This window comes from Streptomyces sp. NPDC093598, assembly GCF_044764825.1.
Lineage (GTDB): Bacteria > Actinomycetota > Actinomycetes > Streptomycetales > Streptomycetaceae > Streptomyces.
On record NZ_JBIWIV010000001.1, the window covers coordinates 964,773 to 989,959 of the forward strand.

Annotated in this window: 20 protein-coding genes; 1 reads left to right on the forward strand and 19 read right to left on the reverse strand. The window is 70.5% G+C overall.

Annotated elements, in window-relative coordinates; genetic code table 11:
- Nucleotides 1–9: 9 nt before the first annotated feature.
- From rpmA to ACIRDU_RS04525, 8 genes are all read right to left on the reverse strand, one after another.
- Nucleotides 10–264, reverse strand: coding sequence for a 50S ribosomal protein L27 (rpmA, locus tag ACIRDU_RS04490; protein WP_003990207.1), 255 nt, complete (start codon nucleotides 262–264; stop codon nucleotides 10–12).
- 14 nt (nucleotides 265–278) lie between these two features.
- Complete coding sequence (rplU, locus tag ACIRDU_RS04495) at nucleotides 279–599, reverse strand: 50S ribosomal protein L21 (RefSeq protein WP_030836278.1); 321 nt, start codon at nucleotides 597–599, stop codon at nucleotides 279–281.
- 268 nt (nucleotides 600–867) lie between these two features.
- Nucleotides 868–5,040, reverse strand: coding sequence for a ribonuclease E/G (locus ACIRDU_RS04500; protein WP_403574281.1), 4,173 nt, complete (start codon nucleotides 5,038–5,040; stop codon nucleotides 868–870).
- 260 nt (nucleotides 5,041–5,300) lie between these two features.
- Nucleotides 5,301–6,083, reverse strand: a complete 783-nt coding sequence (locus ACIRDU_RS04505) for a TIGR03936 family radical SAM-associated protein (protein ID WP_403574284.1) — start codon at nucleotides 6,081–6,083, stop codon at nucleotides 5,301–5,303.
- Nucleotides 6,084–6,131: 48 nt separating this feature from the next.
- A complete protein-coding gene (locus tag ACIRDU_RS04510; protein WP_403574287.1) occupies nucleotides 6,132–7,337 on the reverse strand; it encodes a hypothetical protein in 1,206 nt (401 codons plus the stop codon).
- Between the two features lie 98 nt (nucleotides 7,338–7,435).
- Nucleotides 7,436–7,903 carry a GNAT family N-acetyltransferase gene (locus ACIRDU_RS04515; RefSeq protein ID WP_403574290.1) on the reverse strand — a complete coding sequence of 156 codons (468 nt, stop codon included), beginning with the start codon at nucleotides 7,901–7,903 and terminating at the stop codon, nucleotides 7,436–7,438.
- A complete protein-coding gene (locus ACIRDU_RS04520) occupies nucleotides 7,903–8,181 on the reverse strand; it encodes a helix-turn-helix domain-containing protein (RefSeq protein ID WP_403574293.1) in 279 nt (92 codons plus the stop codon). The genes ACIRDU_RS04515 and ACIRDU_RS04520 overlap by 1 nt, the downstream gene beginning before the upstream one ends.
- Complete coding sequence (locus ACIRDU_RS04525) at nucleotides 8,181–8,678, reverse strand: DUF2975 domain-containing protein (RefSeq protein ID WP_403574296.1); 498 nt, start codon at nucleotides 8,676–8,678, stop codon at nucleotides 8,181–8,183. The genes ACIRDU_RS04520 and ACIRDU_RS04525 overlap by 1 nt, the downstream gene beginning before the upstream one ends.
- A 196-nt stretch (nucleotides 8,679–8,874) precedes the next feature.
- Between ACIRDU_RS04525 and ACIRDU_RS04530 the strand changes: the two genes are divergently transcribed.
- Nucleotides 8,875–9,537, forward strand: a complete 663-nt coding sequence (locus tag ACIRDU_RS04530; RefSeq protein ID WP_403574299.1) for a GAF and ANTAR domain-containing protein — start codon at nucleotides 8,875–8,877, stop codon at nucleotides 9,535–9,537.
- 468 nt (nucleotides 9,538–10,005) lie between these two features.
- Here ACIRDU_RS04530 and ACIRDU_RS04535 read toward each other — a convergent pair whose 3' ends face one another.
- The 11 genes from ACIRDU_RS04535 to ACIRDU_RS04585 all read right to left on the reverse strand — a co-directional run bounded on the left by ACIRDU_RS04535 (nucleotide 10,006) and on the right by ACIRDU_RS04585 (nucleotide 25,170).
- A complete protein-coding gene (locus ACIRDU_RS04535; RefSeq protein WP_403574302.1) occupies nucleotides 10,006–12,063 on the reverse strand; it encodes a restriction endonuclease in 2,058 nt (685 codons plus the stop codon).
- A 467-nt stretch (nucleotides 12,064–12,530) separates the two neighbouring features.
- Nucleotides 12,531–14,495 carry a TIGR03960 family B12-binding radical SAM protein gene (locus tag ACIRDU_RS04540; RefSeq protein ID WP_403574305.1) on the reverse strand — a complete coding sequence of 655 codons (1,965 nt, stop codon included), beginning with the start codon at nucleotides 14,493–14,495 and terminating at the stop codon, nucleotides 12,531–12,533.
- 87 nt (nucleotides 14,496–14,582) lie between these two features.
- Nucleotides 14,583–16,088 (reverse strand): CHAD domain-containing protein, encoded by a 1,506-nt coding sequence (locus ACIRDU_RS04545; protein ID WP_403574308.1) that lies wholly within the window; start codon nucleotides 16,086–16,088, stop codon nucleotides 14,583–14,585.
- Nucleotides 16,089–16,143: 55 nt separating this feature from the next.
- Complete coding sequence (gene rodA, locus ACIRDU_RS04550) at nucleotides 16,144–17,346, reverse strand: rod shape-determining protein RodA (RefSeq protein ID WP_403574311.1); 1,203 nt, start codon at nucleotides 17,344–17,346, stop codon at nucleotides 16,144–16,146.
- Complete coding sequence (gene mrdA / locus ACIRDU_RS04555; protein WP_403574314.1) at nucleotides 17,343–19,586, reverse strand: penicillin-binding protein 2; 2,244 nt, start codon at nucleotides 19,584–19,586, stop codon at nucleotides 17,343–17,345. Before mrdA ends, rodA begins: the two co-directional genes overlap by 4 nt.
- A 148-nt stretch (nucleotides 19,587–19,734) precedes the next feature.
- Nucleotides 19,735–20,406, reverse strand: a complete 672-nt coding sequence (gene mreD / locus ACIRDU_RS04560) for a rod shape-determining protein MreD (protein ID WP_403574317.1) — start codon at nucleotides 20,404–20,406, stop codon at nucleotides 19,735–19,737.
- A 13-nt stretch (nucleotides 20,407–20,419) separates the two neighbouring features.
- Nucleotides 20,420–21,367, reverse strand: a complete 948-nt coding sequence (mreC, locus tag ACIRDU_RS04565; protein WP_403574320.1) for a rod shape-determining protein MreC — start codon at nucleotides 21,365–21,367, stop codon at nucleotides 20,420–20,422.
- 143 nt (nucleotides 21,368–21,510) lie between these two features.
- Complete coding sequence (locus tag ACIRDU_RS04570) at nucleotides 21,511–22,530, reverse strand: rod shape-determining protein (RefSeq protein WP_004001297.1); 1,020 nt, start codon at nucleotides 22,528–22,530, stop codon at nucleotides 21,511–21,513.
- Between the two features lie 275 nt (nucleotides 22,531–22,805).
- Nucleotides 22,806–23,219: a nucleoside-diphosphate kinase gene (gene ndk / locus ACIRDU_RS04575; RefSeq protein WP_062926842.1), complete on the reverse strand. Its 414-nt coding sequence runs from the start codon at nucleotides 23,217–23,219 to the stop codon at nucleotides 22,806–22,808.
- A 65-nt stretch (nucleotides 23,220–23,284) separates the two neighbouring features.
- A complete protein-coding gene (locus tag ACIRDU_RS04580; RefSeq protein WP_030836239.1) occupies nucleotides 23,285–23,641 on the reverse strand; it encodes a DUF4233 domain-containing protein in 357 nt (118 codons plus the stop codon).
- 5 nt (nucleotides 23,642–23,646) lie between these two features.
- A complete protein-coding gene (locus tag ACIRDU_RS04585) occupies nucleotides 23,647–25,170 on the reverse strand; it encodes a bifunctional folylpolyglutamate synthase/dihydrofolate synthase (protein WP_403574324.1) in 1,524 nt (507 codons plus the stop codon).
- Between the last annotated feature and the right edge of the window lie 17 nt (nucleotides 25,171–25,187).

Sequence of the window (25,187 nt, forward strand, 5' to 3'; positions counted from 1 at the left end):
AGCTTCCGATCAGGCAACCGGAACGATGTTCACGACCTTGCGGCCACGGTGGGTGCCGAACTGCACCGAACCGGCCTCGAGGGCGAACAGCGTGTCGTCGCCACCACGGCCGACGCCGGCGCCCGGGTGGAAGTGGGTGCCACGCTGACGAACCAGGATCTCACCCGCGTTGACGACCTGACCGCCGAAGCGCTTCACGCCGAGCCGCTGGGCATTGGAGTCGCGACCGTTCCGGGTGGACGATGCGCCCTTCTTGTGTGCCATTTCTCCTCAGTCCCTTACTTCGCAGCCGTGGGGATCTCAGTGACCTTGATCGCCGTGTACTGCTGGCGGTGGCCCTGGCGACGGCGGTAACCGGTCTTGTTCTTGTAGCGCAGAATGTCGATCTTCTGGCCCTTGTGGTGGTCCACGACCTCGGCCTGGACCTTGATGCCGGCCAGCACCCACGGGTCGCTGGTCACGGCGTCACCGTCGACAACGAGCAGGGTCGAGAGCTCGACCGAGTCGCCAACCTTGGCAGTGGAAATCTTGTCAACCTCAACGATGTCGCCGACAGCAACCTTGTGCTGGCGACCACCGCTGCGCACGATGGCGTACACGCGGACTCACTCTCTCGCTCGGGAAACGGCACCCCCGCAGGCCAGCCGCCCGACTCAGCGAGCGGCCTCTCCTGGGCGCCCGGCGCCCGGAGGATGAGGTTTACGGGGATGTGACGTGTCAGTCGACACGCCGACGGTCAAGGTTACGGGGCCGCGGCCGAAAGGGTCAAACCGAGCCGGGCCCGCCACCTGTGCGACCGGTCACGCCGGTCGCGTCCCCGGGGGCGTACGCGGAGTTCGCGCACGCCCCGGGGGACATCGAGGCCGGTCAGCCCTCGTCGGCGGAGGCCGAGACGGAGGACGCGGAGGACGCGGAGGACGTGGACTGCTCCGCCGCCACGGTCTTCTTCGACGCGGTCTTCTTGGCGGCGGTCTTGGTGGTCTTCGCCGCCTTCTTGGCCGTCGTCTTCTTGGCGGCGGTCTTCTTCGCCGCCGTCTTCTTGGTGGTGGCGGCCTTCTTCGCCGTGGCCTTCTTGGCCGTCTTGCGGGCTGCCTTCTTGGCGGGTGCCGACTCCTCGGCGGCCTCCTCCGTGACGGCGCCGCCGGACGCGGACACCTGCGGGGCCTCCTCGGGCGCGGCCGACGGGACGACCACGACGGCCGTCTCCTCGGACGCCGTGGACACCGTGGGCTTGCGCACGGCACGGCGCCGCGGACGGGCCGGGGCGGCGCTCTCGGCGGGCGCCTCGGCGGCCGGCTCGGGCACCTCGGCGGCGTCGGCCTCGGACACCGCGGTCGCGGTCTCGGCGACCGTCACCACGGTCGCCTCGGCCCCCGCCGGAGAACCGGCCGGAGCGGACACCTTGCGGGTGGCCCGCCGCCGGGTACGGCCCTTGGGCGCGGCATCCTCGGCCGGAGCGGCCGGAGCGGGCTGCGCGTCCGGAGCCGCCTCGACCACCGGGTCCTCCACGGCCATCGGCTCGGCCTGCGCCTCGGCGGCCGGCTCCGGCTGCACCGGACGGGCGACCTCCTGCGCGGCGGTCACGTCCTGAGCCGTCGGCACCTGGGCCTCGGCCTGCTCGGCCCTGCCCCTGCCGCGCCGGGTCCTGTCCCTGCCCTGCTCGGCCGTCGGCTCCGCCGCCTCACCGCGCGGGGAGCCCGCCGGAGCCGACGCCCGCCGGCTCGCCCGGCGTCGCGACCGGCCACGGCCGGCCGCGGCCTCCGCCTCGGCGGCGCTGCTGTACAGCTCCTCGTCGGGCTCGAAGACCGGTTCGGGCAGCGCGATCGGCTCGGCGACCTCGGCTCCGATCTCGGCCTCGGTCTCGGCCTCCTCCTCGGCGGTCTCGACGACCGCCTCGTGGACGTGGGGCTGTTCCGCGGCACCGGCACGCGCGCGCTTCTTGCGCTTGCCGCCGCCACCGGGGGCCGTCGGCTGCTCCATGTGGACGATGACACCGCGCCCGTTGCAGTGGACGCAGGTCTCGGAGAAGGACTCCAGCAGCCCCTGCCCGACCCGCTTGCGGGTCATCTGCACGAGCCCCAGCGAGGTCACCTCGGCGACCTGGTGCTTCGTACGGTCCCGGCCCAGGCACTCCAGCAGGCGCCGCAGCACCAGGTCCCGGTTGGACTCCAGCACCATGTCGATGAAGTCGATGACGATGATGCCGCCGAGGTCGCGCAGCCGCAGCTGACGCACGATCTCCTCGGCCGCCTCCAGGTTGTTCCTGGTGACGGTCTCCTCGAGGTTGCCGCCCTGGCCGGTGAACTTGCCGGTGTTGACGTCGACGACGACCATCGCCTCGGTCCGGTCGATCACCAGCGAACCGCCGCTGGGCAGCCACACCTTGCGGTCGAGGGCCTTGGCGAGCTGCTCGTCGATCCGGTACGTGGCGAAGACGTCGACCTCGGAGGTCCACTTCGACAGCCGCTCGGCGAGGTCCGGCGCGACGTGCGAGACGTATCCGTGGATGGTCGACCACGCCTCGTCGCCGCTGACGACGACCTTGGAGAAGTCCTCGTTGAAGATGTCGCGCACGACCCGGACGGTCATGTCCGGCTCGCCGTACAGCAGCGTCGGGGCGTTGCCGTTCTTGGCCTTCTTCTGGATGTCCTCCCACTGCTGCTGCAGCCGCTCGACGTCCCGGCGCAGCTCGTCCTCGCTCGCGCCCTCGGCGGCGGTGCGCACGATGACGCCCGCGTCCTCGGGGACGATCTTCTTGAGGATGGTCTTCAGCCGGGCCCGCTCGGTGTCGGGCAGCTTGCGGCTGATGCCGGTCATGGAGCCCTCGGGGACGTACACGAGGTAGCGGCCCGGGAGGGAGACCTGGCTGGTCAGGCGGGCGCCCTTGTGGCCGATCGGGTCCTTCGTCACCTGGACGAGCACCGACTGGCCGGACTTGAGGGCGGACTCGATGCGCCGCGGCCCGTGGGCCATGCCCAGCGCCTCGAAGTTGACCTCACCGGCGTACAGCACGGCGTTGCGGCCCTTGCCGATGTCGATGAAGGCGGCCTCCATCGACGGCAGCACGTTCTGCACCTTGCCGAGGTAGACGTTGCCGACGTACGAGGTCGACTGCTCCTTGTTGACGTAGTGCTCGACGAGCACGTCGTCCTCGAGAACGCCGATCTGCGTGCGGTCGCCGTGCTGGCGCACGACCATCACACGCTCGACGGCCTCGCGGCGGGCCAGGAACTCGGCCTCGGTGATGATCGGGACGCGTCGGCGGCCCTGCTCGCGGCCTTCGCGGCGGCGCTGCTTCTTGGCCTCCAGACGGGTCGAGCCCTTGATGGACTGCACCTCGTCGGACGGCTCGGCCTTGGGGCGGGGCTCGCGGACCTTGACGACCGTGCGCTCCGGGTCGTCGTCGGAGGGCTCGGGCTCGGTGCCGGAGTCCCCGGCGCGGCGACGGCGGCGACGGCGACGGCGGCTGCTGCTGGACCCGCCCCCGCCGGACTCGTCGCGGTCGGCGGCGTCCTCGGAGTCCTCGTCGTCCTCCTCGGCGCTGTCCTCGGTGTCCTGCTCGGCGCTCTGCTCGGACTCGGCGTCCTCGCCGCCCTCGCCGTCGGCCTCGGCCGACTCGCCGCGCCTGCGACGGCGACCGCCCCGGCGACGGCGGCGGCGCGAGCCGGTGCCCTCGGACTCATCCTGGTCGTCGCCGTCGGCCTGGTCCTCGGCGGACTCGTCGGCCTCCTCCGCCTCGTCGGCGGCGGTGTCGGCGGCGGTCTCAGGGGCCTGGGCCTCGGGCTCGTCCCCGGCACCCCGGCGCCGACGCCGACGGCGCGAACCGCCGGTCTGCTCCTCGCGCGGGGCCTCGGCCGGCGTGGCCTCCTCGGCCTCCTCGGCCTCCTGGGGCTCCGCTGCTCCGGCCGCCTCGGCGGCGGCAGCGGCGGCGGCCCGCTCCGGCGTCTGGAACTGGGGCTCGGTGAAGACGGGCGCCTGGAACAGCGCGACGGCGGGCCGCGCCGGACGCGACGGCGACTCGCTGTCGCTGTCGGCCGCCTTCGCGGTCGCACGAGCGGCGGCCTTCGAGGCCCTCGCGCCCTTGGCGGGCTGGGCGGGCTCGGCGAAGCCACTGGCGGCACGGCGCACGACCCGGCGACGGCGACGCGGACCGGCCTCTTCGGCCGACTCGGCAGCCTCGTCGGCGGGGGCGGTTTCGGCGGAGGCCAGGGGGGCCGTTTCGGCGGTGGCCTCGGAGGCGTTGGCCTCGGACGCGCGGGGGGCCTCGGCGGCCGGGTTCTCGGTCACGGATGCCTTCGCCTCCTCGGCGTCGCCCTCCACCGCGTCCGCGGCGGAAGGGGCCCCGGCGGGCGCGGACGCCCGCCGCGAGGCACGCCGGCGAGTCCGACGCGGAGCAGCCTCTTCAGCGGCCTCGGCACCCTCGGCTTCAGCGGCCTCGGCGCCTTCGGCGGCGCCGGAGGTCGCGACCGCCGGCTCCGGGGTACGGGCCTCGGCCGGAGCCGCGACCGTCTCGGCCGTCTCGGCCGGAGCCGCGGCGGGCGAGGTCACGGTGCGCGTGGCGCGGCGCCGGGTGCGCTTGGGAGCGGCGGCCTCGGTCACCTCGGCGGACGCGGCGGGAGCGGCGGCCTCGGCCGGCTCGGAGTCAGCGGGTGCACCGGCGGCCACCGGGACCACGGTCTCGGCGGCCTCCGCGGCCGCCGGAGCGCCGACAGGGGCGGAAGCCCGGCGCACGGCACGACGCCGCTTGCGCCCGGCGGGCGCGGCGTCCTCGTCGCTCTCGACGGCTTCGGGAGCCTTGTCGGTCTCGGCGACGGCTCCCTCGACCTCCCCGGCCTCGTCGGCCTCCACGACGTCGGCCGCGAGCTCTTCGGCATCGGCGGCCGGTATGGCGGGCGCAACGGTCTCCACCGGCGTGTCGGAGGAGGCACCGGTGGGCGGACCCGCCGGGCGGGACGCGGCACGGCGCCGCCTGCGCGGCGGCAGCGTGTCGCTGGGGGTGTTCTGTTCGGAACCCTCTGTAGGTTCGGTCGGTTCGAGCATGCGGGCTTATCTCCCGTCAGGCTCCCGGGCGCCGCGCTTGGTCCGGCGATGCCGGTGACGTCCGCGGCGCGCGCTGTGCGCGTTCGCCGCCGTCCGGGGCGCGGGCGCCGCACGGGAGCTCTCTGTGTCCTGTCTCGCCGGTTCCGTACGCCGAATGCGCACGGCCTGGCGAAAGTCTTCTGGTCGGTGCGCTGCCCGACCCAGGTGGCTCCCGAGTCCGAGGGCGGCGCTACGACGTCCGTCCCTTCGCGGGACCTTCCTTACGCCGGCGCCGTCGCGGCGGCAGTCGGTTCGGCCGTTGTGTGGGCCTCGACTGCCTCGCGGTCGGGCGCGAGCGGGTCGGTCACCGTGCCGGTCTCTGCATCGAACAGCCCCTGCGCCAGCCTGGTCACCGCTGCGGGGACCGGCGGCGCCAGGTCGGCCACGGCGCGGAGACCGGACAGGACGTCGTCGGGTCGTACGGCAGGCGTCACGTGCCGAACAACCAGCCGCAGTATCGCACAGGGCTGGTCGGTCGGCCTATCAGCCTGCGAACTGTGCGTTTCCTCGAGGGCGCGGACCTCCAGGCTCGCGACCGCGGAGCGGGCGTCGAAGGTGCGGACGCCGTTCTTGGCGAGGCGCTGGACCTCGACGGTCTCGGCCGCGTTGAAGGCGTCCGCCGCTCGGCGGGCCTCCTCCAGCGGCACTCCGTCCAGCCGGAGCTCCCAGACGGAAGCCGTCAGCCGGTCGGCGAGTCCCGAGGTGCGGGCCTCGACCGCCTCGATGATGTCGAGCCCGGTGGGCAGCGACTCGTCGAGGAGGGCCCTGAGCTGCTCCGGGTCGCGCGGCGCGGTGAGCGCGATCTCCAGGTATTCCGCCTCACTGCCCGTGCCGGTGGGTGCGGCATTGGCATACGACACCTTCGGGTGCGGTGTGAAGCCGGCCGAGTAGGCCATCGGCACCTCGGCACGGCGCAACGCACGCTCGAAGGCGCGCTGGAAGTCACGGTGGCTGGTGAACCGGAGGCGGCCGCGCTTGGTGTAGCGCAGTCGGATGCGCTGCACCGCGGGTGCGGGCGGCGGGCCTTCGGGCTGTCGCTTGCCCAGTGTCGTTCAGTCCTTCGTGAGAGCGGTCGTACTGCCACCAAGAGTACGTGCCTCGCGTCCCGAAGGTTCCCTCCGGTCGACCGGCCGCGGCTGCCGCGGATCGCCGAGGAGCATCCGCCGGAAGTCGGCGCGGGCCTGCCGTACGGACTCGCGGGCGGCGGCCAGCGCCTGCCGGGTGGCCAGCCCCACACTGCGGGCGGCCTCGGCGGCGGGCCGCAGGACGACGTCCCGTACGACGTGCCCGACGGGTGTCAGCACACTGCGGTACACCCAGCGGACCGGTTCGACGACGATCCACCGGAAGAGGGTCCCGAGGAATCGCCCGACGGCGAGCGAGATGTGCCCGGCGACGCGCCAGGCGTGGCCGAGCGCGTCCCACACCTCCCGCCCGATGACGGCGAGCGCGCGTCCGACGGGTGTGAGGATCCAGCGCCAGAGGGCGAGCGCGGGCAGGACGAGGAGGATGCGGGCGATCCAGTAGAGGGCCGCGCCGATGCCGGTGCCGATCATGCTGACCAGCCACACGAGCCCCTTGCCGCACCAGCCGATCGCGCGGCCGACCGGTGCGAGCACCCAGGTGTACAGCCAGACGGCGGGTACGACGACGAGGTACTTCGCGAGCCAGGCCAGGGCCGTCCAGACGCCGATGCCGAGTGCGGCGAGCCCGGCGCCGAGCCCCCTCAGGACCCACATCACCGCCTGCCCGACGGGCGTGAGCAGGTGCGCGTACACCCAGCCGAGCCCGGCTCCCACGCCCCCCGCGGTCCAGCCGATCACAGACCCGATGCCCCGGACGGTCCATGCGATCGCGTGCCCCACGGGCGTCAGTACGTGCCGGTACAGCCACACCACAGGCACGACGACGAGGACGTTCCCGAGCCATCCGAGGGCCTTGCCCACCGGGACGACCACGTATCGCCACAGCCCCACGAACGGCCAGACGAACACCGCCCGCGCAAGCCACAGCAGCGCCCGGCCGAGCGGCCGGAGCAGGGCGTCGTTCAGGAACCGCCCGGCCACGACGAGCGCGTCCCACAGCATCCGCACGGGCACGACCAGGACGAGCACGATGATCCGTACGGGAATCCGGATCGCGACGGCGAGGCATCCCCCGGGCGCCTCCGGCTCCTGCCGGACGGGCGGTTCGGCCGGCCGCTTGTGCAGGTCGACCCGCGTTCGGGAACTCTCGCGGGGATGCTTCTCCAGATCCATACCGTCGTAGACGCCTCAGCGCCCCGTCCGGATGCAGCACCGCACAGTCCCGCCCCGTTCTCCCGCGGTTCCGCCACTCGGCCGCAGGTTCATACGGCTCACGCGCGGGTGACCTGCGCCTGGAGCAGCCGGGGTGACTCCTGGAAGCCGCTGCGGGCGTACGCGGGGATGGCCCGCGGGCTGGAGTGCACGGTCACGCGTTCCAGTCCGAGCTCGCGGGCTCCGTCCAGGACGGCCCGGATGAGCCGCCCGCCCAGCCCGCCGTCCCGCGCCTCGGGTACGACGTACACGCACTGGAGATCGCCGGAGGCCCGCCGCGGCGCCCGGGGAGTGGGCACCCGCTGCACCACCGCAAGCCAGGCCATGCCGATGACCCGGTCGTCCCGGACGAGGACCATGCAGCGGTGGGATCCGGCGTTCTCCCCCGCCCAGGCGACGAAGTGCCGTACGAAGTCCTCGCGTTCGCCGAGGTCCTCCGAGCCGTTCTCGACGAGCCACTCCCACCGGAGGGTGGCCACTGCGGCGAGTTCGGCGGGCCGGGCCGGGCGGATGCTGATGTTCTCCATCAGGCCATTGTCGAGCCGGCCCTCGAGTCGGGCGTGGAGTCGGGCGTGGAGTCGGGCGTGGGGTCGGCCGCCCCCTCCGGCTCCCAGCGCAGCAGATCTCCCGGCTGGCATTCCAGCACCTCGCACAGTGCGGCGAGGGTCGAGAAGCGGACCGCCTTGGCGCGGCCGTTCTTGAGGACCGCAAGGTTGGCGGGGGTGATGCCGACGCGTTCCGCCAGTTCGCCCACGGACATCTTCCGTTTGGCCAGCATCACGTCGATGTCGACGGCGATCGGCATCAGATGACCTCTTCCAGCTCGGCCCGCATCCGGGCCGCCTCGATGTCGCGTGCGACGGCCTGCGCGAGCAGCATCCGCAGCACGAGCACGACCAGCGCGACGCCCAGCACGGCCACGACGACCCCGCACAGCAGCAGGACCACCCCGGGAGCCACGGCCTCGCCCGGCGCGAGCACGACCGCGAGCGCGAAGACCAGCAGGGCGGCTGCCACGAACGCGCCGATCACGATGTGCACGTAGCGGAAGGCAGCGGTCGAGAACACCGTCCCGCGACGCACCATCGTCACCAGCCGCCACACGCACACCACGACGACCTGGGCGGTCACGATACCGAGGATCGTGATCACGAGGATCGGGGTGCGCAGATACGCGTACTCGGGCTTGAGCCCGTTCATGTCGACGGCCAGCAGCGGCACCATCACCGCCTGCACGAACAGCGACCCGGCGATCAGCACCACGAGCACCCCACGCAACGCCGCCACGGCCAGCTTCCCCATCACCACTCCTTCGATCGAGCCACGATGGAAATCTATCGAGATTCGATAGGTGACGCAAGGCGTGACCCGGCGGGACGACGAACGCGATGTGCGGCTGCCCGGGGTGTGCGAGCCGTGGCACCGTGGCAGAAGGGATGCATGCCCGGCACCCGGACCGAGGAGGACGACGGTGGACTGGCGCGTGTTCGCTCGGGATATGGCCTCCATGGCGCGTGACCTGCTCGCCCAGGACTCGGTCGGCGCCACACTCGAGCACATCACCGGAACGGCCACGGAACGCGTCGCGGGCTGCGACGCGGCGGGCATCCTCCTGCTGCACGGCAAGAGCGTGGAGACAGTGGCACCCACCCACGACCTGGTCGTCGAGAGCGACCGGCTCCAGGAGCGCCTCGCGGAGGGCCCCTGCTTCGACGCGGCCCGCACCAGCACCGGGGAGCGCGTGTTCCGCATCGCCGACTTCACCGCCGAGCAGTCCCGCTGGCCCGCGTACGCCCGGCGGGCCCATGAACTGGGCGTGGGCAGCATGATGGGCTTCCTGCTGTACACCGAGGACCAGGATCTCGGCGCGCTCGACCTCTACTCGCACCGTCCGGGGGCCTTCACGGAGGACAGCGAGACCGCCGGCTGGCTGCTGGCCTCGCACGCCGCGGTCGCCTTCTCCAGCGCCCGCAGTCACGCCCAGATGGAGCAGGCCCTGGCCACGCGCCACGTCATCGGCGAGGCCATGGGCATCCTCATGGGCAGCCACCACCTCACCGAGGAGCAGGCCTTCGACGTGCTGCGCCGCTTCTCCCAGGAGAAGAACATCAAGCTGCGCGAGGTCGCCCGGCGGGTCTGCGAAGAGGGCCGCCTGACCTGACGGCTCCCCCAGCACACATTCTGAACTGGGGGAACCTGGCCGAGCCGGCCCCCCGGGGGAGCGTCACCAACCCGACTTGCTCAGCGGGTCCCCCACAGAACGGGCCTCTCACCTCACAGGTTCTCGCGCTTGGGGGCGTGACCATGCTTCGAAGCCTCTGTGACTTCATTGACCGGATGAGCCGCGGGATCGGATCCGGCAATTCCCGGGGACTGTCGTTCCCCGTGGAACCGCTGCCCCACAGCACGGCCGACAGCCGAGGCGCCCAGGTACCGCCTCCACCTGCCGGAGGGCTGTCGCAGCGGGCCCTGCTCATCGTCATCGCCTTCCTGATCGGCCCTCTCACCGGCCCCGCGGCGGGCGTGCTGCCCGTTCTGCTCCACGCGACGATCCTCGGCGCGGCGGCATGCCCGTGCCCGCTGGGAGCCGGCGCCCCGTTCTTGACCGTCAGGGGCAGGAGCCCAAGCGTTACTCCACATCTATGCCGTAGTCCCGGACGAGCTGCTCCAAGCCGCCCGTGTAACCCTTGCCGCCCAGCACGAAGTCCCAGTCACCACTGGACCTGCGCCGGAAAGATCCGAGCACCAATGCGGTCTCCCCGGCGCGCCCATCGGAGACCTCAAGCCGCCCGAGCTCGGTCATTGCCGGATCCAGGAGCCGGATGCAGGCATTGGTGAACCCGGACAGGTCAGCCTCCGGGTTCACCTCGGGATCCACAGCAGCCACCATCACGAACCGGTCAGCGGCCTCTGGCAGCCCATCGAAGGCGACATGAATGGCGGCCTTGTCCGGTCCCGCAGCCTGTACTGCGCGTACCGAACCGTCAGGTGTCTGCGGGTTGTTGAAGAAGACGAAGTGGTCTTCGCTGAGGACGTGGCTGCCCTGGCAGACCAGCGCGCACACGTCGAGTGCGACGTTGCCAGACCACGTCATGCCCAGCACGTTGTAGTCGTCGGAGGGAGCCGCAGGGCTGGACGGCGTCGGCTGCGCTGGGGCTCCCGGCCCCCTCTCTCCCAGGCGTCCGCGAAGCCCATGCCTGTGCAGCAGGTCAACGAGTTCGCTGCCGCCGATGAGCTCCAAGGGCTTGCCCCGAGCAAAGGTGTGAGATCCCGGACCGAACCCGGACGTCGTCACCAGAACGCCCTTGTTGGCGCCGACGTCTTGAACCGTGCCGTAAAGATCGCGCACGGCCGTGGGCGGCACCGTGTTGCGGTAGCGCTTCACCTGCACGACGATCTTGCCACCGCGGATGGGAGTCGGGTCCATCGCATCGACGTCCACGCCACCATCGTTCGAGCGCTGAGTCGTCACCGCCTGCATACCCATGGCGCGGAACAGCTCGGCGACGAGGGACTCGAAGGCGATCGGATCCATGTCGTACAGGTTCGGCTCGTGGTCGCCACCGTGGGCGGCCACAGGGCTGCCGACGTCCTGGGGCTGCCGGCTCGGCCGCACGGAAGTGAGCTGGTCGGGCCGGGTCGAGATCTGTCCCCGCAGCGCGTCGGTCAGGCAGCTGACCGGGTCCACCTGCCTCAGATTCAGGTCCGTGAAAGCCTCCCGAGAGGCCATGACGGTCGCCAGGAAGATCTGCGTCTGTCGTCCTGTCGCCGGATCGGGGGCGTCCACGAAGCCGTTCAGGGCTACCGAGTCGAGGATGTTGTACTCGTCCGCCGCGAACAGCTGATGCAGCACCAGCAGCATGCTCTGTCCCAGCACCTCTCGGTACAGCGCCCGACGCTGGCTCACCGGCCGTGTCGCTTCCTTGTACTGATCCTCTCGGGACAGGTACCTCACTGACTTCGCTTCCGGAACCACGTCGTATGTGGGCAGTTCCCAGTCCAGCACCAACTGCCGCCCCGCTACGTCGTAGGCCGCCGCCACCTGCCGAGGAAAGCCCTCCGGCCAGGCCGTCGACGCGTAGAGCGCAGCGGAGAAGTACTCGACCACGGAGTCCGGGGCGCCCCGTCCGACCCCCTCGGTCACTTCCACGACTCCGGCATTGTGCCGACGCACCTCGGCCCGCTGAGACTCCGTCCTCTGCTCGTAGTCCCGCTGCAACGCGGCTAACTGTTGCTGCCGCTGCGCCTCGGCGACCTGCGCGGCATGCCAGTCCTGCTCGAACCGAGCCCGCGCCTCGGCTTGTGCCCGCGCTCGCTGACTGGCGGTCCAGCCGCCCTGAGCCTGGTACTGGTTCGGGTCGGGCATCCGCACCGGCCAGGCAAGCTGCCCTGGGTCGAACGGTGGGATGTCTTCCGCACGCATGAGAGACAGTGCCCGGAAGACCGGCGCCTGGCAGCCCGTGGTCAGCAGACTCTGCAGGGCTGCGACCTGGGCTTCCAGCTCCTCGGTACGTCGCCTGGCCTCCGCCTGGCGGTAGTCTCGTTGGCTTTGCGTGGCCAGCCGCTGGTACGCCCGGACCTGCCGCGCCTCCTCCCGACGCTGCCTCGCCTCGGCTTCCACCTGACGTTGTTGCTGCCGCTGAATCTCAGCCCACGCACCGACAAAACCAGCAGAGCGACGACTCATGCGCTACAGGCCCTCCCCAGGACGTCGGCACAGCCGACCAAGCTCTAGTTGCCCCCGCAACCAGTAGTAACAAAACGACTGTATCCAGCAATCGCCGTCCTGAATATCAAGTTGCCAAAGCGATCAGAACGGAACGTTCGGGCAGGTCACCGCGCGCCCGTTCTTCACGACGCAGCCTCACCGTGCAAGGACGTCATCGAGCGCCGACACCACTGAGCCCCCTCCGGGTCGAAGGGGGCTCAGTAGTCGCCCAGAATGCTTCCGCGAGGCTCCGAGAGCCTCAGACCCACTCCACCTCTGAGTGGATGGCCGAGGCCCCTCCCAGGTCCAGCAGAGGCGTACAACGCCCACTCTGCTGCACCGGCTCCCGTCGACTCGAAGCCCCGACAGCAGCCAACGCAGCAGCCACCTCGTCCTCACTCGCCCCCGCCAGGGCATCCATCACCCGAACAAGTGCGTCACTCACCTCAGTGCTCGTGCCCGCTCGGCGCAGGGGCGGCATTCTTGACCGTCAGGGGCAGGAGCTTCTTGCCCGTCGGGCCGATTTGGATCTGCGTGTCCATCTGCGGGCACACCCCGCAGTCGAAGCACGGTGTCCAGCGGCAGTCCTCGACCTCCGTCTCGTCGAGGGCGTCCTGCCAGTCCTCCCAGAGCCAGTCCTTGTCCAGGCCGGAGTCGAGGTGGTCCCAGGGGAGGACCTCCTCGTAGGTGCGCTCGCGGGTGGTGTACCAGTCGACGTCGACGCCGAACGGAGCGAGGGCCTTGTCGGCGCAGGCCATCCAGCGGTCGTACGAGAAGTGCTCGCGCCAGCCGTCGAAACGGCCGCCGTCGTCGTAGACCGCGCGGATGACCGCACCGATGCGACGGTCACCGCGGGAGAGGAGGCCCTCGACGATGCCGGGCTTGCCGTCGTGGTAGCGGAAGCCGATCGAACGGCCGTACTTCTTGTCGCCACGGATCTTGTCCCGCAGCTTCTGCAGACGGGCGTCCGTCTCCTCGGCGGAGAGCTGCGGGGCCCACTGGAAGGGCGTGTGCGGCTTGGGGACGAAGCCGCCGATGGAGACGGTGCAGCGAATGTCGTTGGAGCGGGAGACCTCGCGGCCCTTGGCGATGACCTTCGTCGCCATGTCGGCGATCTGCAGGACGTCGTCGTCGGTCTCCGTCGGCAGGCCGCACATGAAGTACAGCTTCACCTGGCGCCAGCCGTTGCCGTACGCGGTGGAGACCGTACGGATCAGGTCGTCCTCGGAGACCATCTTGTTGATGACCTTGCGGATGCGTTCCGAGCCGCCCTCGGGGGCGAAGGTGAGGCCCGAGCGCCGTCCGTTCCTGGTCAGCTCGTTCGCCAGGTCGATGTTGAAGGCGTCCACGCGGGTGGAGGGCAGCGACAGGCCGATCTTGTCGTCCTCGTAGCGGTCGGCGAGGCCCTTGGCGATGTCGCCGATCTCCGTGTGGTCGGCGGAGGAGAGGGACAGCAGGCCCACCTCTTCGAAGCCCGTCGCCTTCAGGCCCTGCTCGACCATGTCGCCGATGCCCGTGATGGAGCGCTCGCGCACCGGGCGCGTGATCATGCCGGCCTGGCAGAAGCGGCAGCCGCGGGTGCAGCCGCGGAAGATCTCCACCGACATGCGCTCGTGGACCGTCTCGGCCAGCGGGACGAGGGGCTGCTTGGGGTACGGCCACTCGTCGAGGTCCATGACGGTGTGCTTGGAGACCCGCCACGGGACCCCGCTGCGCTTCGGCACGACACGGGCGATACGGCCGTCCGGCAGGTACTCGACGTCGTAGAAGCCGGGGACGTACACCCCGCCCGTCTTCGCCAGGCGGAAGAGGAGCTCCTCGCGGCCGCCCGGGCGGCCCTCGGCCTTCCAGGCGCGGACGATCGCGGTGATCTCCAGGACCGCCTGCTCGCCGTCGCCGATCACGGCGCAGTCGATGAAGTCGGCGATCGGCTCGGGGTTGAACGCCGCGTGGCCGCCGGCCAGGACGATCGGGTCGTCGACGGTACGGTCCTTGGACTCCAGGGGGATGCCGGCCAGGTCGAGGGCGGCCAGCATGTTGGTGTAGCCCAGCTCCGTGGAGAAGGACAGGCCGAACACGTCGAACGCCTTGACCGGCCGGTGGCTGTCCACCGTGAACTGCGGGACGTGGTGCTCCCGCATGAGTTCCTCGAGGTCGGGCCACACGCTGTACGTGCGCTCGGCGAGGACGCCCTGCTGCTCGTTGAGCACCTCGTAGAGGATCATGACGCCCTGGTTGGGCAGACCGACCTCGTAGGCGTCCGGGTACATGAGCGCCCAGCGGACGTCACAGGAGTCCCAGTCCTTGACCGTGGAGTTGAGCTCTCCGCCGACGTACTGGATCGGCTTCTGCACGTGCGGGAGCAGAGCTTCGAGCTGCGGGAAGACCGACGCAGCGACTTCGGCAGGCATGTCGCGCACCTTCGTGGGCTGGACTGAACTGACAGGGGTGACCATCCAGACTAACGCGATCGCGGGGAGCCTCCGTACGCCGGAAGGTCAGAGGTCCGCCGCAGCGTCCTTGATCCCGTCCCAGAACCCGGGCAGTTCGGCCTCCACGCGCACCGCCCGCTGCTCCTCGCGTTCATGGAGGAGGCCGTAGGTGAAGGCGCTCTCCCCCGCCGCGTGGGCGACCGCCGACAGCTCGCGGAGGGTCTGCCGCGCCATCACGCTGTCCTGGTGTTCGCCGAGCAGGTCCTGCAGCGACTTCATGGACTTGACCATGGTCTTGGCCGGTTTGCCGAGCACGGGTTCGGCCGCCTCCGCCGCGTAGCGGGTGCGCTTGGCCTTCTTGCGGGCCTCGTGCAGCGCGACGTCGCGGTCGGTGCCGGGCTCCAGGTCGGCGGCCTGCTCGATCAGACCGGAGACCTTGCGGAAGTCCTTCCGTACGGCCTTGGCGATCGGCTTGTGGGGCTCCTTGCGGGCCGCCTTCAGCAGCGGCGGGTCGGCGATCAGCGCGTCCAGGGTGTCGAGCAGGGCCAGGTAGCGGCGGGAGTCCAGGACGCCGATCAGACGGCCGCGGGCCCCGCTGTGCTCTGCGCCGGACCAGGAGTGCAGGCGCTCCGCGACCGGGCCGCGGACCAGGTCGGCGGGCACCTCGTCGAAGGCCGCGGTCAGCCGGTCGGTCAGCACCTCGCGGTCCCGGTCCAGGCCCAGCTCGCCGGCGAGCCACTTCAGCTCGTCGGCGACGGGTTCGGTGACGGTCCGGTCGAGGATCTTGTCGAACGACTTGAAGGTGCTGCGCAGCCGGCGGGTTGCCACGCGCATGCTGTGCACGGAGTCCTCGGCGTCCCGGCGGACGGCGGGGTCGAGCTCGACGATCGCGTCACGCTGGGTGCGCACATAGGCGAGCACATGGTCTCCGGCGGTCACCGGTTTCCCGGCGGGCGCGGACCTGCGCTGCTCGACCGGTGCCGTCTCCTCGAGGGCGCGGGCCAGTTTCGACGACGACGCCGAGGGCCGTACGCCCGCCTTGCGCAGCCGCTTCTCCACCTTGTCGAGCAGTACCGGGTCCGTTCCGTCGGCGAGTTCCACCTCGATCTCGGTCCATCGCGCTTCACCGCCATGGCCGGTGAGCCGCTCGGCGTGCACGGCGTCCACACTCATCTCGGCGAGCAGCCGGCCGTCGGCGTCGAGCAGATGACGTACGTCGCGGTCGGAGCGCAGCCGGACCACCGGAAGCAGCTCGCTGTCGCGGACACGGGAGCGGACCAGCGCGGTGAGGTCGTCGGGGAGGGTGTCGGAGAGAGGGGCGTGGATCTCGTCGCGGACATCGGGGGCGATCGGGAACTTCAGGTGCCAGCCTGCGTCGGAACCGCCTGTGCGGCGGCGCAGGGTGACGGACGACGCGGCGAGGCGTTCGTCGCCGGTGTCGTAGTAGGTGGCGTCGAGGTGGGCCACACCCTTGTCGACAACGGCCGCGACCCCGGCAACCCCGGTGAGGTCGGGTAGCCCGCCGTCGGCCGACTCGTACTTCCGCTCGATCTCGCGCTTGCTGTCCGCCATGAACCGAATCTAGTCGGCCGGGGCGCGGGGCGGCAGAGGGCCACCCCGCGCGGTGTCATGCCGACATCGGCCGTTGCACCCGGATCGACTGCAACAGCCCCACCGCTATCCACACGGCGAACATCGACGATCCGCCGTACGACACGAACGGCAGCGGCAGACCGGTGACCGGCATGATGCCGAGCGTCATACCGACGTTCTCGAAGGTCTGGAAGGCGAACCAGGCGACGATGCCCGCGGCCACGATCGTGCCGTACAGGTCCGTGGTCTCCCGGGCGATGCGGCAGGCCCGCCACAGGACGATGCCGAGGAGCAGGATGATCAGGCCGCCGCCGAGGAAGCCCAGCTCCTCCCCCGCCACGGTGAAGACGAAGTCCGTCTGCTGCTCGGGCACGAACTGGCCGGTCGTCTGCGAGCCGTGGAAGAGGCCGGAGCCGGTCAGGCCGCCCGAACCGATGGCGATGCGGGCCTGGTTGGTGTTGTAGCCGACGCCGGCCGGGTCGAGCTCGGGGTTGGCGAAGGCGGCGAAGCGGGCGATCTGGTAGTCGTCGAGGACCCCTAGCTGCCAGACGGTGACCGCGCCGAGGGTGCCCGCGCCGAGCAGGCCGAAGACCCACCGGTTGGACGCCCCGGAGGCCAGCAGCACTCCGAGCACGATGATGACCATCACCATGACCGACCCGAGGTCGGGCATCAGCATCACGATCAGCATCGGCACGGCGGCCAGGCCCAGCGCCTGCACCACGGTGCGGTGATCGGGGTACTGCTTGTCTCCCGCGTCGACCCGGGCCGCCAGCAGCATCGCCATGCCCAGGATGATCGTGACCTTCACGAACTCCGAGGGCTGGAGCGAGAAGCCGCCGGGCAGCTTGATCCAGGAGTGGGCGCCGTTGATCGTGGAGCCGAGCGGGGTCAGCACCAGCAGGATCAGCAGCACCGAGAAGCCGTACAGGACCGGCACGACCGTGCGCAGGCCGCGGTGGCCGAGCCAGATCGTGGCGGCCATCAGAGCGAGGCCGATACCGGTGTTCAGCAGGTGCCGGACGAGGAAGTAGTACGGGTCGCCCTGGTTGAGCTCCGTGCGATTGCGGGTCGCCGAGTAGACGAGGAGCGTGCCGAGCAGCGACAGGGCCGTCGCCGACAGCAGGATCGGCCAGTCGAGCCGCCGCGCCACCGAGTCACGGGCCAGCAGCCGTGTCCAGCCGGAGCGCTCCGGGCCGTAGCCGGAGACCTGGAAGCTGTTCACACCGCCGGTCATGCCGGCCACCTCCGGCTTCCCCGGCGGCGCCGCCTTCGGGTGTCACGGTTCTCCGGCGTCGGCGGGGCCGCCGTCGCCGGCTGGAGCGGGTCGGCCGGCGCGTTCGGGTCCTTCTTCTTGGCCTGCTGGTCCTTGGCCGGGTCCTTGGAGACCTTCGGGGAGGTGATGGTGCCGTCCGTCCTGACCTTCGGCAGGGCCTTCTGCGGGGTCGGCAGCAGCGCCTTCTTGGAGTCGATGTCGCCGTCCTCGGAGACGCCGTACAGCGCGTTGTAGATGTTGCGGACGGCGGGGCCCGAGGCGCCGGAACCCGTACCACCCTGGGAGATCGTCATGACGATCGAGTAGTCCTTGGTGTACGTGGCGAACCAGGAGGTCGTCTGCTTGCCGTAGACCTCCGCCGTACCCGTCTTGGCGTGCATCGGGATCTTGTCCTGCGGCCAGCCGCCGAACCTCCAGGCGGCCGTACCGCGGGTGGCGACTCCCGCGAGGGCTTCGTCTATCTCGTCGCGCGTCTTCTGCGTCATCGGCAGCTTTCCGTGCGACTCGGGCTTGATCGGCGTGACGGTCTTGCCGTCGGCGCTGATGACGGCCTTGCCGACGGAGGGGTCGTAGAGGGTGCCGCCGTTGGAGATGGCCGAGTAGATGGTGGCCATCTGGATGGGCGTGACGAGTGTGTCGCCCTGGCCGATGGAGTAGTTGACGGAGTCACCGGCGCGCATCCGGTTGCCTTCGAGGCAGTTCTCGTAGGCGATCTTCTCGGCGTAGCTGCCGTTGCGCTTGCCGGTGCGGCACCAGGCGTCCTTGTTGGCCTTCCAGTAGCTCAGCTTCCACTGGCGGTCGGGGACGCGGCCGGTGACCTCGTTGGGCAGGTCGATGCCGGTCTCCTTGCCGAGGCCGAACTGGTGGGCGGTCTTGTAGAACCAGTCGTGGGGCTTCTTCTTCGGCTTGGTGCCGCCGTCCTTCTTCCACTCCTCGTGGGAGAGCCGGTAGAAGACGGTGTCGCAGGAGACCTCCAGGGCGCGGCCGAGGCTGATCGGGCCGTACCCCTTGGACTCGAAGTTCTTGAAGACCTGGCCGCCGATCGAGTAGGAGCTGGAGCACTGGTAGGGGCCGTTGAAGGAGTAGCCCGCGTTGACCGCGGCGGCCGTCGGGATGACCTTGAAGATCGAGCCGGGTGCCGACTGGCCCTGGATCGCGCGGTTGAGCAGCGGGTAGTTGGAGCTCTTGCCGGTGAGCCGCGCGTAGTCCTTGGCGGAGATGCCGCCCACCCAGGCGTTCGGGTCGTACGTCGGGTTGGACGCCATGGCGACGACGCGGCCGGTCTTGGCCTCCATGACGACGACGGCTCCGGAGTCCGCCTTGTAGTTCGTGCCGGTGTTGCGGTCGTGCTGCCTGCGGGCCTCCTTCATGGCCTCGTTCAGCTGGTACTCGGCGATCCGCTGGACCCGGGAGTCGATGCTGGTGACGAGGTTGTCGCCGGGGTGGGCCGGGTCGGCCTCGGCCTGGCCGATGACGCGGCCGAGATTGTCGACCTCGTAGCGGGTGACGCCGGCCTTGCCGCGCAGCGCCTTGTCGTACTGGCGCTCCAGGCCCGAGCGGCCGACCTGGTCGGAGCGCAGGTAGGGCGAGTTGGTGTTCTGCGCCTTCTTGATCTCCTCGTCGGTGACCGGCGAGAGGTATCCGAGGACCTGGGCGGTGTTGGCCTTGCCCGGGCTCGGGTAGCGGCGCACGGCTTGCGGCTCGGCGGTGATGCCGGGGAAGTCCTCGGCGCGCTCGCGGATCTGCAGGGCCTGCTTGGGGGTGGCCTCGTCGGTGATGGGGATGGGCTGGTACGGCGAGCCGTTCCAGCAGGGCTGCGGCGTCTTGGCGTCGCACAGCCGGACCTTGTCCTGGACTTCCTTGGGCGTCATGCCCAGGACCCCGGCGAGCTTGGTGAGGACTTCCTCGCCGTCGTCCTTCATCTTCAGCAGGTCGGTGCGGGACGCGGAGACCACCAGCCGTGTCTCGTTGTCCGCGAGGGCCACGCCGCGTGCGTCCAGGATCGAGCCGCGGACGGCCGGCTGGACGACCTGCTGGACGTGGTTCCCCGACGCCTCCTTGGCGTAGGCCGCTCCCTCACGGATCTGGAGGTACCACAGACGCCCGCCGAGGGTGAGCAGGAGGGAGAGGACGAGGACCTGGATGACGACGAGCCGGATCTGGACCCGTGGATTCCGGCCGGTCTCGGGAATGTTGGTCACTGCGGCTGCCTCCTCCTCTCGGTGCGCGTACGGGTGTGCGGGTGCGACGGTGCGTCCGGGCACGGATGTGCGGATACGAGTGATGAACGACGGGCCCACGAGCCGGCGTTCCTGCTGGACCGACCCGTTCGGGTGAACTTCCCTGCGTTCACAGCCGCTTGACCCCCTTGATGCGCCCGGCGCGCGCCATCCGCGCCCGGGCCGCCTTCACACGCAGCCCGTTGCGCTGGCCGCCGATCTTGAGGCCGGTGCCGCCGGAGAGCCAGCCGGAGGAGATGTCCGTGGCCTTGGCGGCGGAGCCGGCCTCGGCGAGCGGATCGTTCTCGGCGCGCCGGGCCAGGGCCATGATCCCCGGCACGACGAACGGGGCGAGCAGCAGGTCGTACAGGGCGGCCGTGAACAGCAGGCTGCCGAGGCCCACATGGCGGGCGGCGGTGTCACCGACGAGGGCGCCGACCCCGGCGTACAGCAGGGTGGAGCCGACCGCGGCGGCGACCACCACGACCATGGGCCCGGTCGCGGACTTCAGCCGGCCCGTCTCGGGCTTCACGAGGCCCGCGAGGTAGCCGATGACGCACAGCACGAGGGCGTAGCGCCCGGCGGCATGGTCGGCGGGCGGGGCCAGGTCGGCGAGCAGACCCGCCCCGAAACCGACCAGGGCGCCGCCCACATGCCCGTACACCAGCGCGAGGCCGAGCACGGTCAGCAGCAGCAGGTCGGGCACGGCGCCCGGAAGATGGAGGCGGGCGAGGACGCTCACCTGGATCACCAGGGCGACGACGACCAGGGCGGAGGAGAGCAGGATCCGGTTGACGCGCATGGGGTGACAGCTCCTACTGCTCTTGCTGGTTCTGGCCGTCCACGGGTGCCTCGGCCGACGGCGTCACGGTCACCGTCACCGTCGGCCTGGGGGTCGGCTTGGGCTTGGGCGGGAGGACCGAGTCGCGCGGGTCCTTCTTCGGCGTCTCGACGACGACACCGACGATGTCGAGCTTGGTGAAGCCGACGTACGGCGTGACGTAGAGCGTGCGGGTCAGGCCACCGCCGGAGGGATCGACGCGGGAGACCACGCCGACGGGCACTCCGGGCACGAACGGCCGGTCCGCCTGCGAGCCGAAGGTGACCAGGCGGTCGCCCTTCTTCACCTCGGCCTTGCCGTTGAGGAGTTCGACGCGCAGCGGGCGGTCACCCTGCCCGGAGGCGAAGCCGAGCTCGTCGCCGGATTCCATCCGGGTGCCGACCGTGAAGTCGGGGTCGCTGGCCAGCAGGACCGTGGCGGTGTCCGGGCCGACGGTGGTGACCCGGCCGACGAGCCCCTCCCCGTTCAGGACGGTCATGTCGCGCTTGATGCCGTCGTTGGCGCCGACGTCGATGGTGATGGTCCAGGAGAAGCCCTGCGCGGCTCCGATGGCGATGACCTGGGCGCCCTTGATGCCGTACTGGCCCTGGCCGGCGATCTTCAGCATCTTGTCGAGCTGCTTGAGGCGGCTGCGGCTGCGGTCGTCGCTGCCGAGCCGCGCCTTCAGGGCCGCGTTCTCCTCTTCCAGCGCGGCGAGCCGATCGTGCCGTTCCCCGGAGTCGCGGATGGCGGAGACCGCGTTGCCGACCGGGTCGACCGCGGCCGAGACGCCGCTCTCGATCGGGCCGAATACCGTCGCCGCGCCCTGCCGGGCACCGTCGACGGGCGAGTCCTCCCCACCGCGGATGTCCACCGTGATCAACGCGAATGCGACGGCGATCAGCAGCACCAGGAGCAGCCGGCTCTCTCGTGTGTCCCTCACGTGCGGCGGCCGTGCCCTTCCTCATAGGAATTCGGGAAGCCCCAGGGAAACCCGAGGGCTGCTATGTGGGAGCTTATGCAGATGTATCAACGATCCGCCGTACGAGAGGAGATCGTCCCGTACGGCGGAATCGAAGAGTTATGTCATCTGCGCGGCTGGGCGTCCAGCACCTGCTGGAGCGCCTCGAACTCCTCGACGCACTTTCCGGATCCGAGCGCGACGCTGTCCAGCGGGTCCTCGGCGATGTGGATCGGCATGCCGGTCTCCCGGCGCAGCCGCTCGTCGAGGCCCCGCAGCAGCGCTCCGCCGCCGGTCAGAACGATTCCTCGGTCCATGATGTCGCCGGACAGCTCCGGAGGACACTTGTCGAGGGTCGTCTTGACGGCGTCGACGATGGCGTTGACCGGCTCCTCGATCGCCTTGCGGACTTCGGCGGCGGAGATGACGACGGTCTTCGGCAGCCCGGAGACGAGGTCCCGCCCGCGGATTTCGGTGTGCTCGTCGGAGTCGAGGTCGTACGCCGAACCGATCGTGATCTTGATCTGCTCGGCCGTGCGCTCACCCAGCAGGAGGGAGTACTCCTTCTTGATGTGCTGGATGATCGCGTTGTCCAGTTCGTCGCCCGCGACACGGATGGACTGGGCGGTGACGATGCCGCCGAGGGAGATGACCGCGACCTCCGTGGTACCGCCGCCGATGTCGACCACCATGTTGCCCGTGGCCTCGTGGACCGGCAGGCCGGAGCCGATGGCCGCGGCCATGGGCTCCTCGATGATGTGCACCTGGCGGGCGCCGGCCTGGGACGACGCCTCGATGACGGCGCGGCGCTCGACGCCCGTGATGCCCGAGGGCACACAGACGACGACCCGCGGACGAGCCAGATACCTCCGCTTGTGGATCTTCAGGATGAAGTAGCGGAGCATCCGCTCGGTGATCTCGAAGTCGGCGATCACGCCGTCCTTCAGCGGACGGACGGCAACGATGTTGCCGGGCGTGCGCCCGATCATCTTCTTCGCTTCGGCACCGACCGCGAGGATGCCACCGGTGTTGGTGTTGATCGCGACGACGGACGGCTCGTTGAGTACGATCCCGCGACCCCTGACGTACACCAGCGTGTTGGCGGTCCCGAGGTCGACAGCCATGTCACGGCCGATGAACGACATTGAGTTCCCCATCAGGATTCGTCTGGCCTTCCCACTAGCTTTTGAGGGCTTTTCAGGTAGGCAAAGGTGGGTGCTGTGACGTGAAGGCTTCCATCGTAGACGCGCCTTCGCGAACACTGCGGGAGGGTCTCCGCCATTGTCAGCAGATGGCGACCGCATTCGCTTGTGGAGACGGGCGTTCGGGGCCCATCGTTCCCTCGATCGGCACGCATATGCCGCAAAGTCCGGGGGCCCCGGCCCCCGGGTCTGCCGTATGTGCCGGTGAGGTGCGGACGCTACGCCCGGCCGGGGAAGAAAATCTTCACCTCGCGCTCGGCGGACTCCTCGGAGTCGGAGGCGTGGATCAGGTTCTCCCGGACGATGACGCCGAAGTCGCCGCGGATGGAGCCGGGCGCCGCGGCGATAGGGTCGGTCGGCCCGGCGAGCGCGCGCACGCCCTCGATGACCCGCTCACCCTCGACGATCAGCGCCACGACCGGACCGGAGGCCATGAACTCCACCAGCGGCTCGTAGAAGGGCTTGCCCTTGTGCTCGCCGTAGTGCTGCTCCAGCGTGTCCTGGTCCAGGGTGCGCAGCTCCAGCGCGGTGATCGTCCAGCCCGCCTTGCGCTCGATGCGGCTGATGATCTCGCCGGTCAGGCCTCGACGGACGGCGTCGGGCTTGAGGAGGACGAGGGTGCGCTGGCTCACGACGGGCTCCTTGTGCGTAAAGGTTTGACGGTGGGACGAGGTTACCCGGCGTGTCGGGGCGACTGTTACGCAGCGTCAGGTGTGGAGGAGCTCGCCTGGGCCGCGAATCTCGCCTTCGCCTCGTCCACCTTCCGGCCGTAGTGCACCGACGCCCACCACAGGGCCGCGAAGATCGCTCCCAGGAAGTACATGGTCGGCACGATGAAGCCCGACGCGATGAGCGCGATCTGCAGCGCCCAGCCCAGCGCCACCCCGCCCGGGCGCGTCACCAGGCCGCACAGCACCAGGCACAGGAACATCGCGATGCCGCTGACCGTCCACACGGTCGTCATGGACAGGTCGGGGTCCTTCATGGCGACCAGACCGGCGAACCCGATGACGAAGAACTCGCCGATCAGGGTCGAAGAACAGAGCGTGCGCACGGGACTCAGCCCCTCCCCAGGAGCAGTCGGGCCTCGCCGACGGTGATGACGGAACCGGTGACGAGCACACCGCCGCCGGCGAACTCGCCCTCCTCCTCGGCCAGGGTGATGGCGGCCTCCAGGGCGTCGGGCAGCCGCGGCTCGACCTGGACGCGCTCCTCGCCGAACACCTCCACGGCGATACCGGCGAGCTCGTCGGCGTCCATCGCGCGGTGGCTGGAGTTCTGTGTGACCACGACTTCGGCGAACACCGGCTCGAAGGCCTCCAGCAGCCCCCGGACGTTCTTGTCGCCGCTCGCGCCGACCACGCCGATGAGGCGGCTGAACTGGAAGGCCTCCCCGATCGCCTCGGCCGCCGCCCGCGCGCCGGCCGGGTTGTGGGCGGCGTCCAGCACGACCGTCGGCGACCTGCGCACGACCTCCAGCCGGCCCGGCGAGGCGACGGCCGCGAACGCCTTGCGGACCGTGTCCAGGTCCAGCGCGTCGGCCCGCTGCGCGCCGACACCGAAGAACGCCTCGACGGCGGCGAGCGCGACGGCCGCGTTGTGCGCCTGGTGCGCGCCGTGCAGCGGCAGATACACCTCGGGGTACTCGCCGCCGAGCCCGCGCAGCGTCACCAGCTGCCCGCCGACGGCCACCTGCCGCTCGACGACGCCGAACTCAAGCCCCTCCCGGGCCACGGTCGCGTCCACCTCGACGGCCTTCTTGAGCAGCACCTGCGCGGCGTCGACCGGCTGCTGCGCCATGATGACCGTCGCACCCTGCTTGATGATGCCGGCCTTCTCCGTGGCGATCTCGGCGTGCGTGGTGCCGAGCCGGTCGGTGTGGTCGAGGTCTATGGGCGTGACGACGGCGACGTCGCCGTCGATCACGTTCGTGGCGTCCCAGGAGCCGCCCATGCCGACCTCGACGACGCCGACGTCCACGGGGGCGTCGGCGAACGCCGCGTACGCCATGCCGGTGAGCACCTCGAAGAACGACAGCCGGTACTCCTGCGCGGCGTCGACCATCTCCACGTACGGCTTGATGTCCTGGTACGTCTCGATGAACCGCTCGGGCGAGATGGGAGCGCCGTCGAGGCTGATGCGCTCGGTGATCGACTGCACGTGCGGCGAGGTGTAGCGGCCGGTGCGCAGCTCGAAGGCGCCGAGCAGGGCCTCGATCATGCGGGCCGTGGAGGTCTTGCCGTTGGTCCCGGTGATGTGGATCGACGGGTACGACCGCTGCGGCTCCCCCAGCACGTCCATCAGCGCGGCGATACGGCTGACGGAGGGCTCCAGCTTGGTCTCGCCCCAGCGGGTGGCGAGCTCTGTCTCGACCTCGCGCAGGGCCTTGTCGACCTCGGGGTCGGCGGGGCGCGCGGGAATGTCGGCGTCGGGCGGGCCGCCCTGGGTGCGCAGGGTTCGGCTGCCGGCCTCGATGACCGCGAGGTCGGGGTCGCGGGTGGTCTCCTCCGCGATGATCTCGTCGAAGCTGTCGAGGGGGTCGGGCTGGTCGTCGGCGTTGTGGTCTGGAGGGAGCTCGCTCACGGGGCCAGTCTACGGAG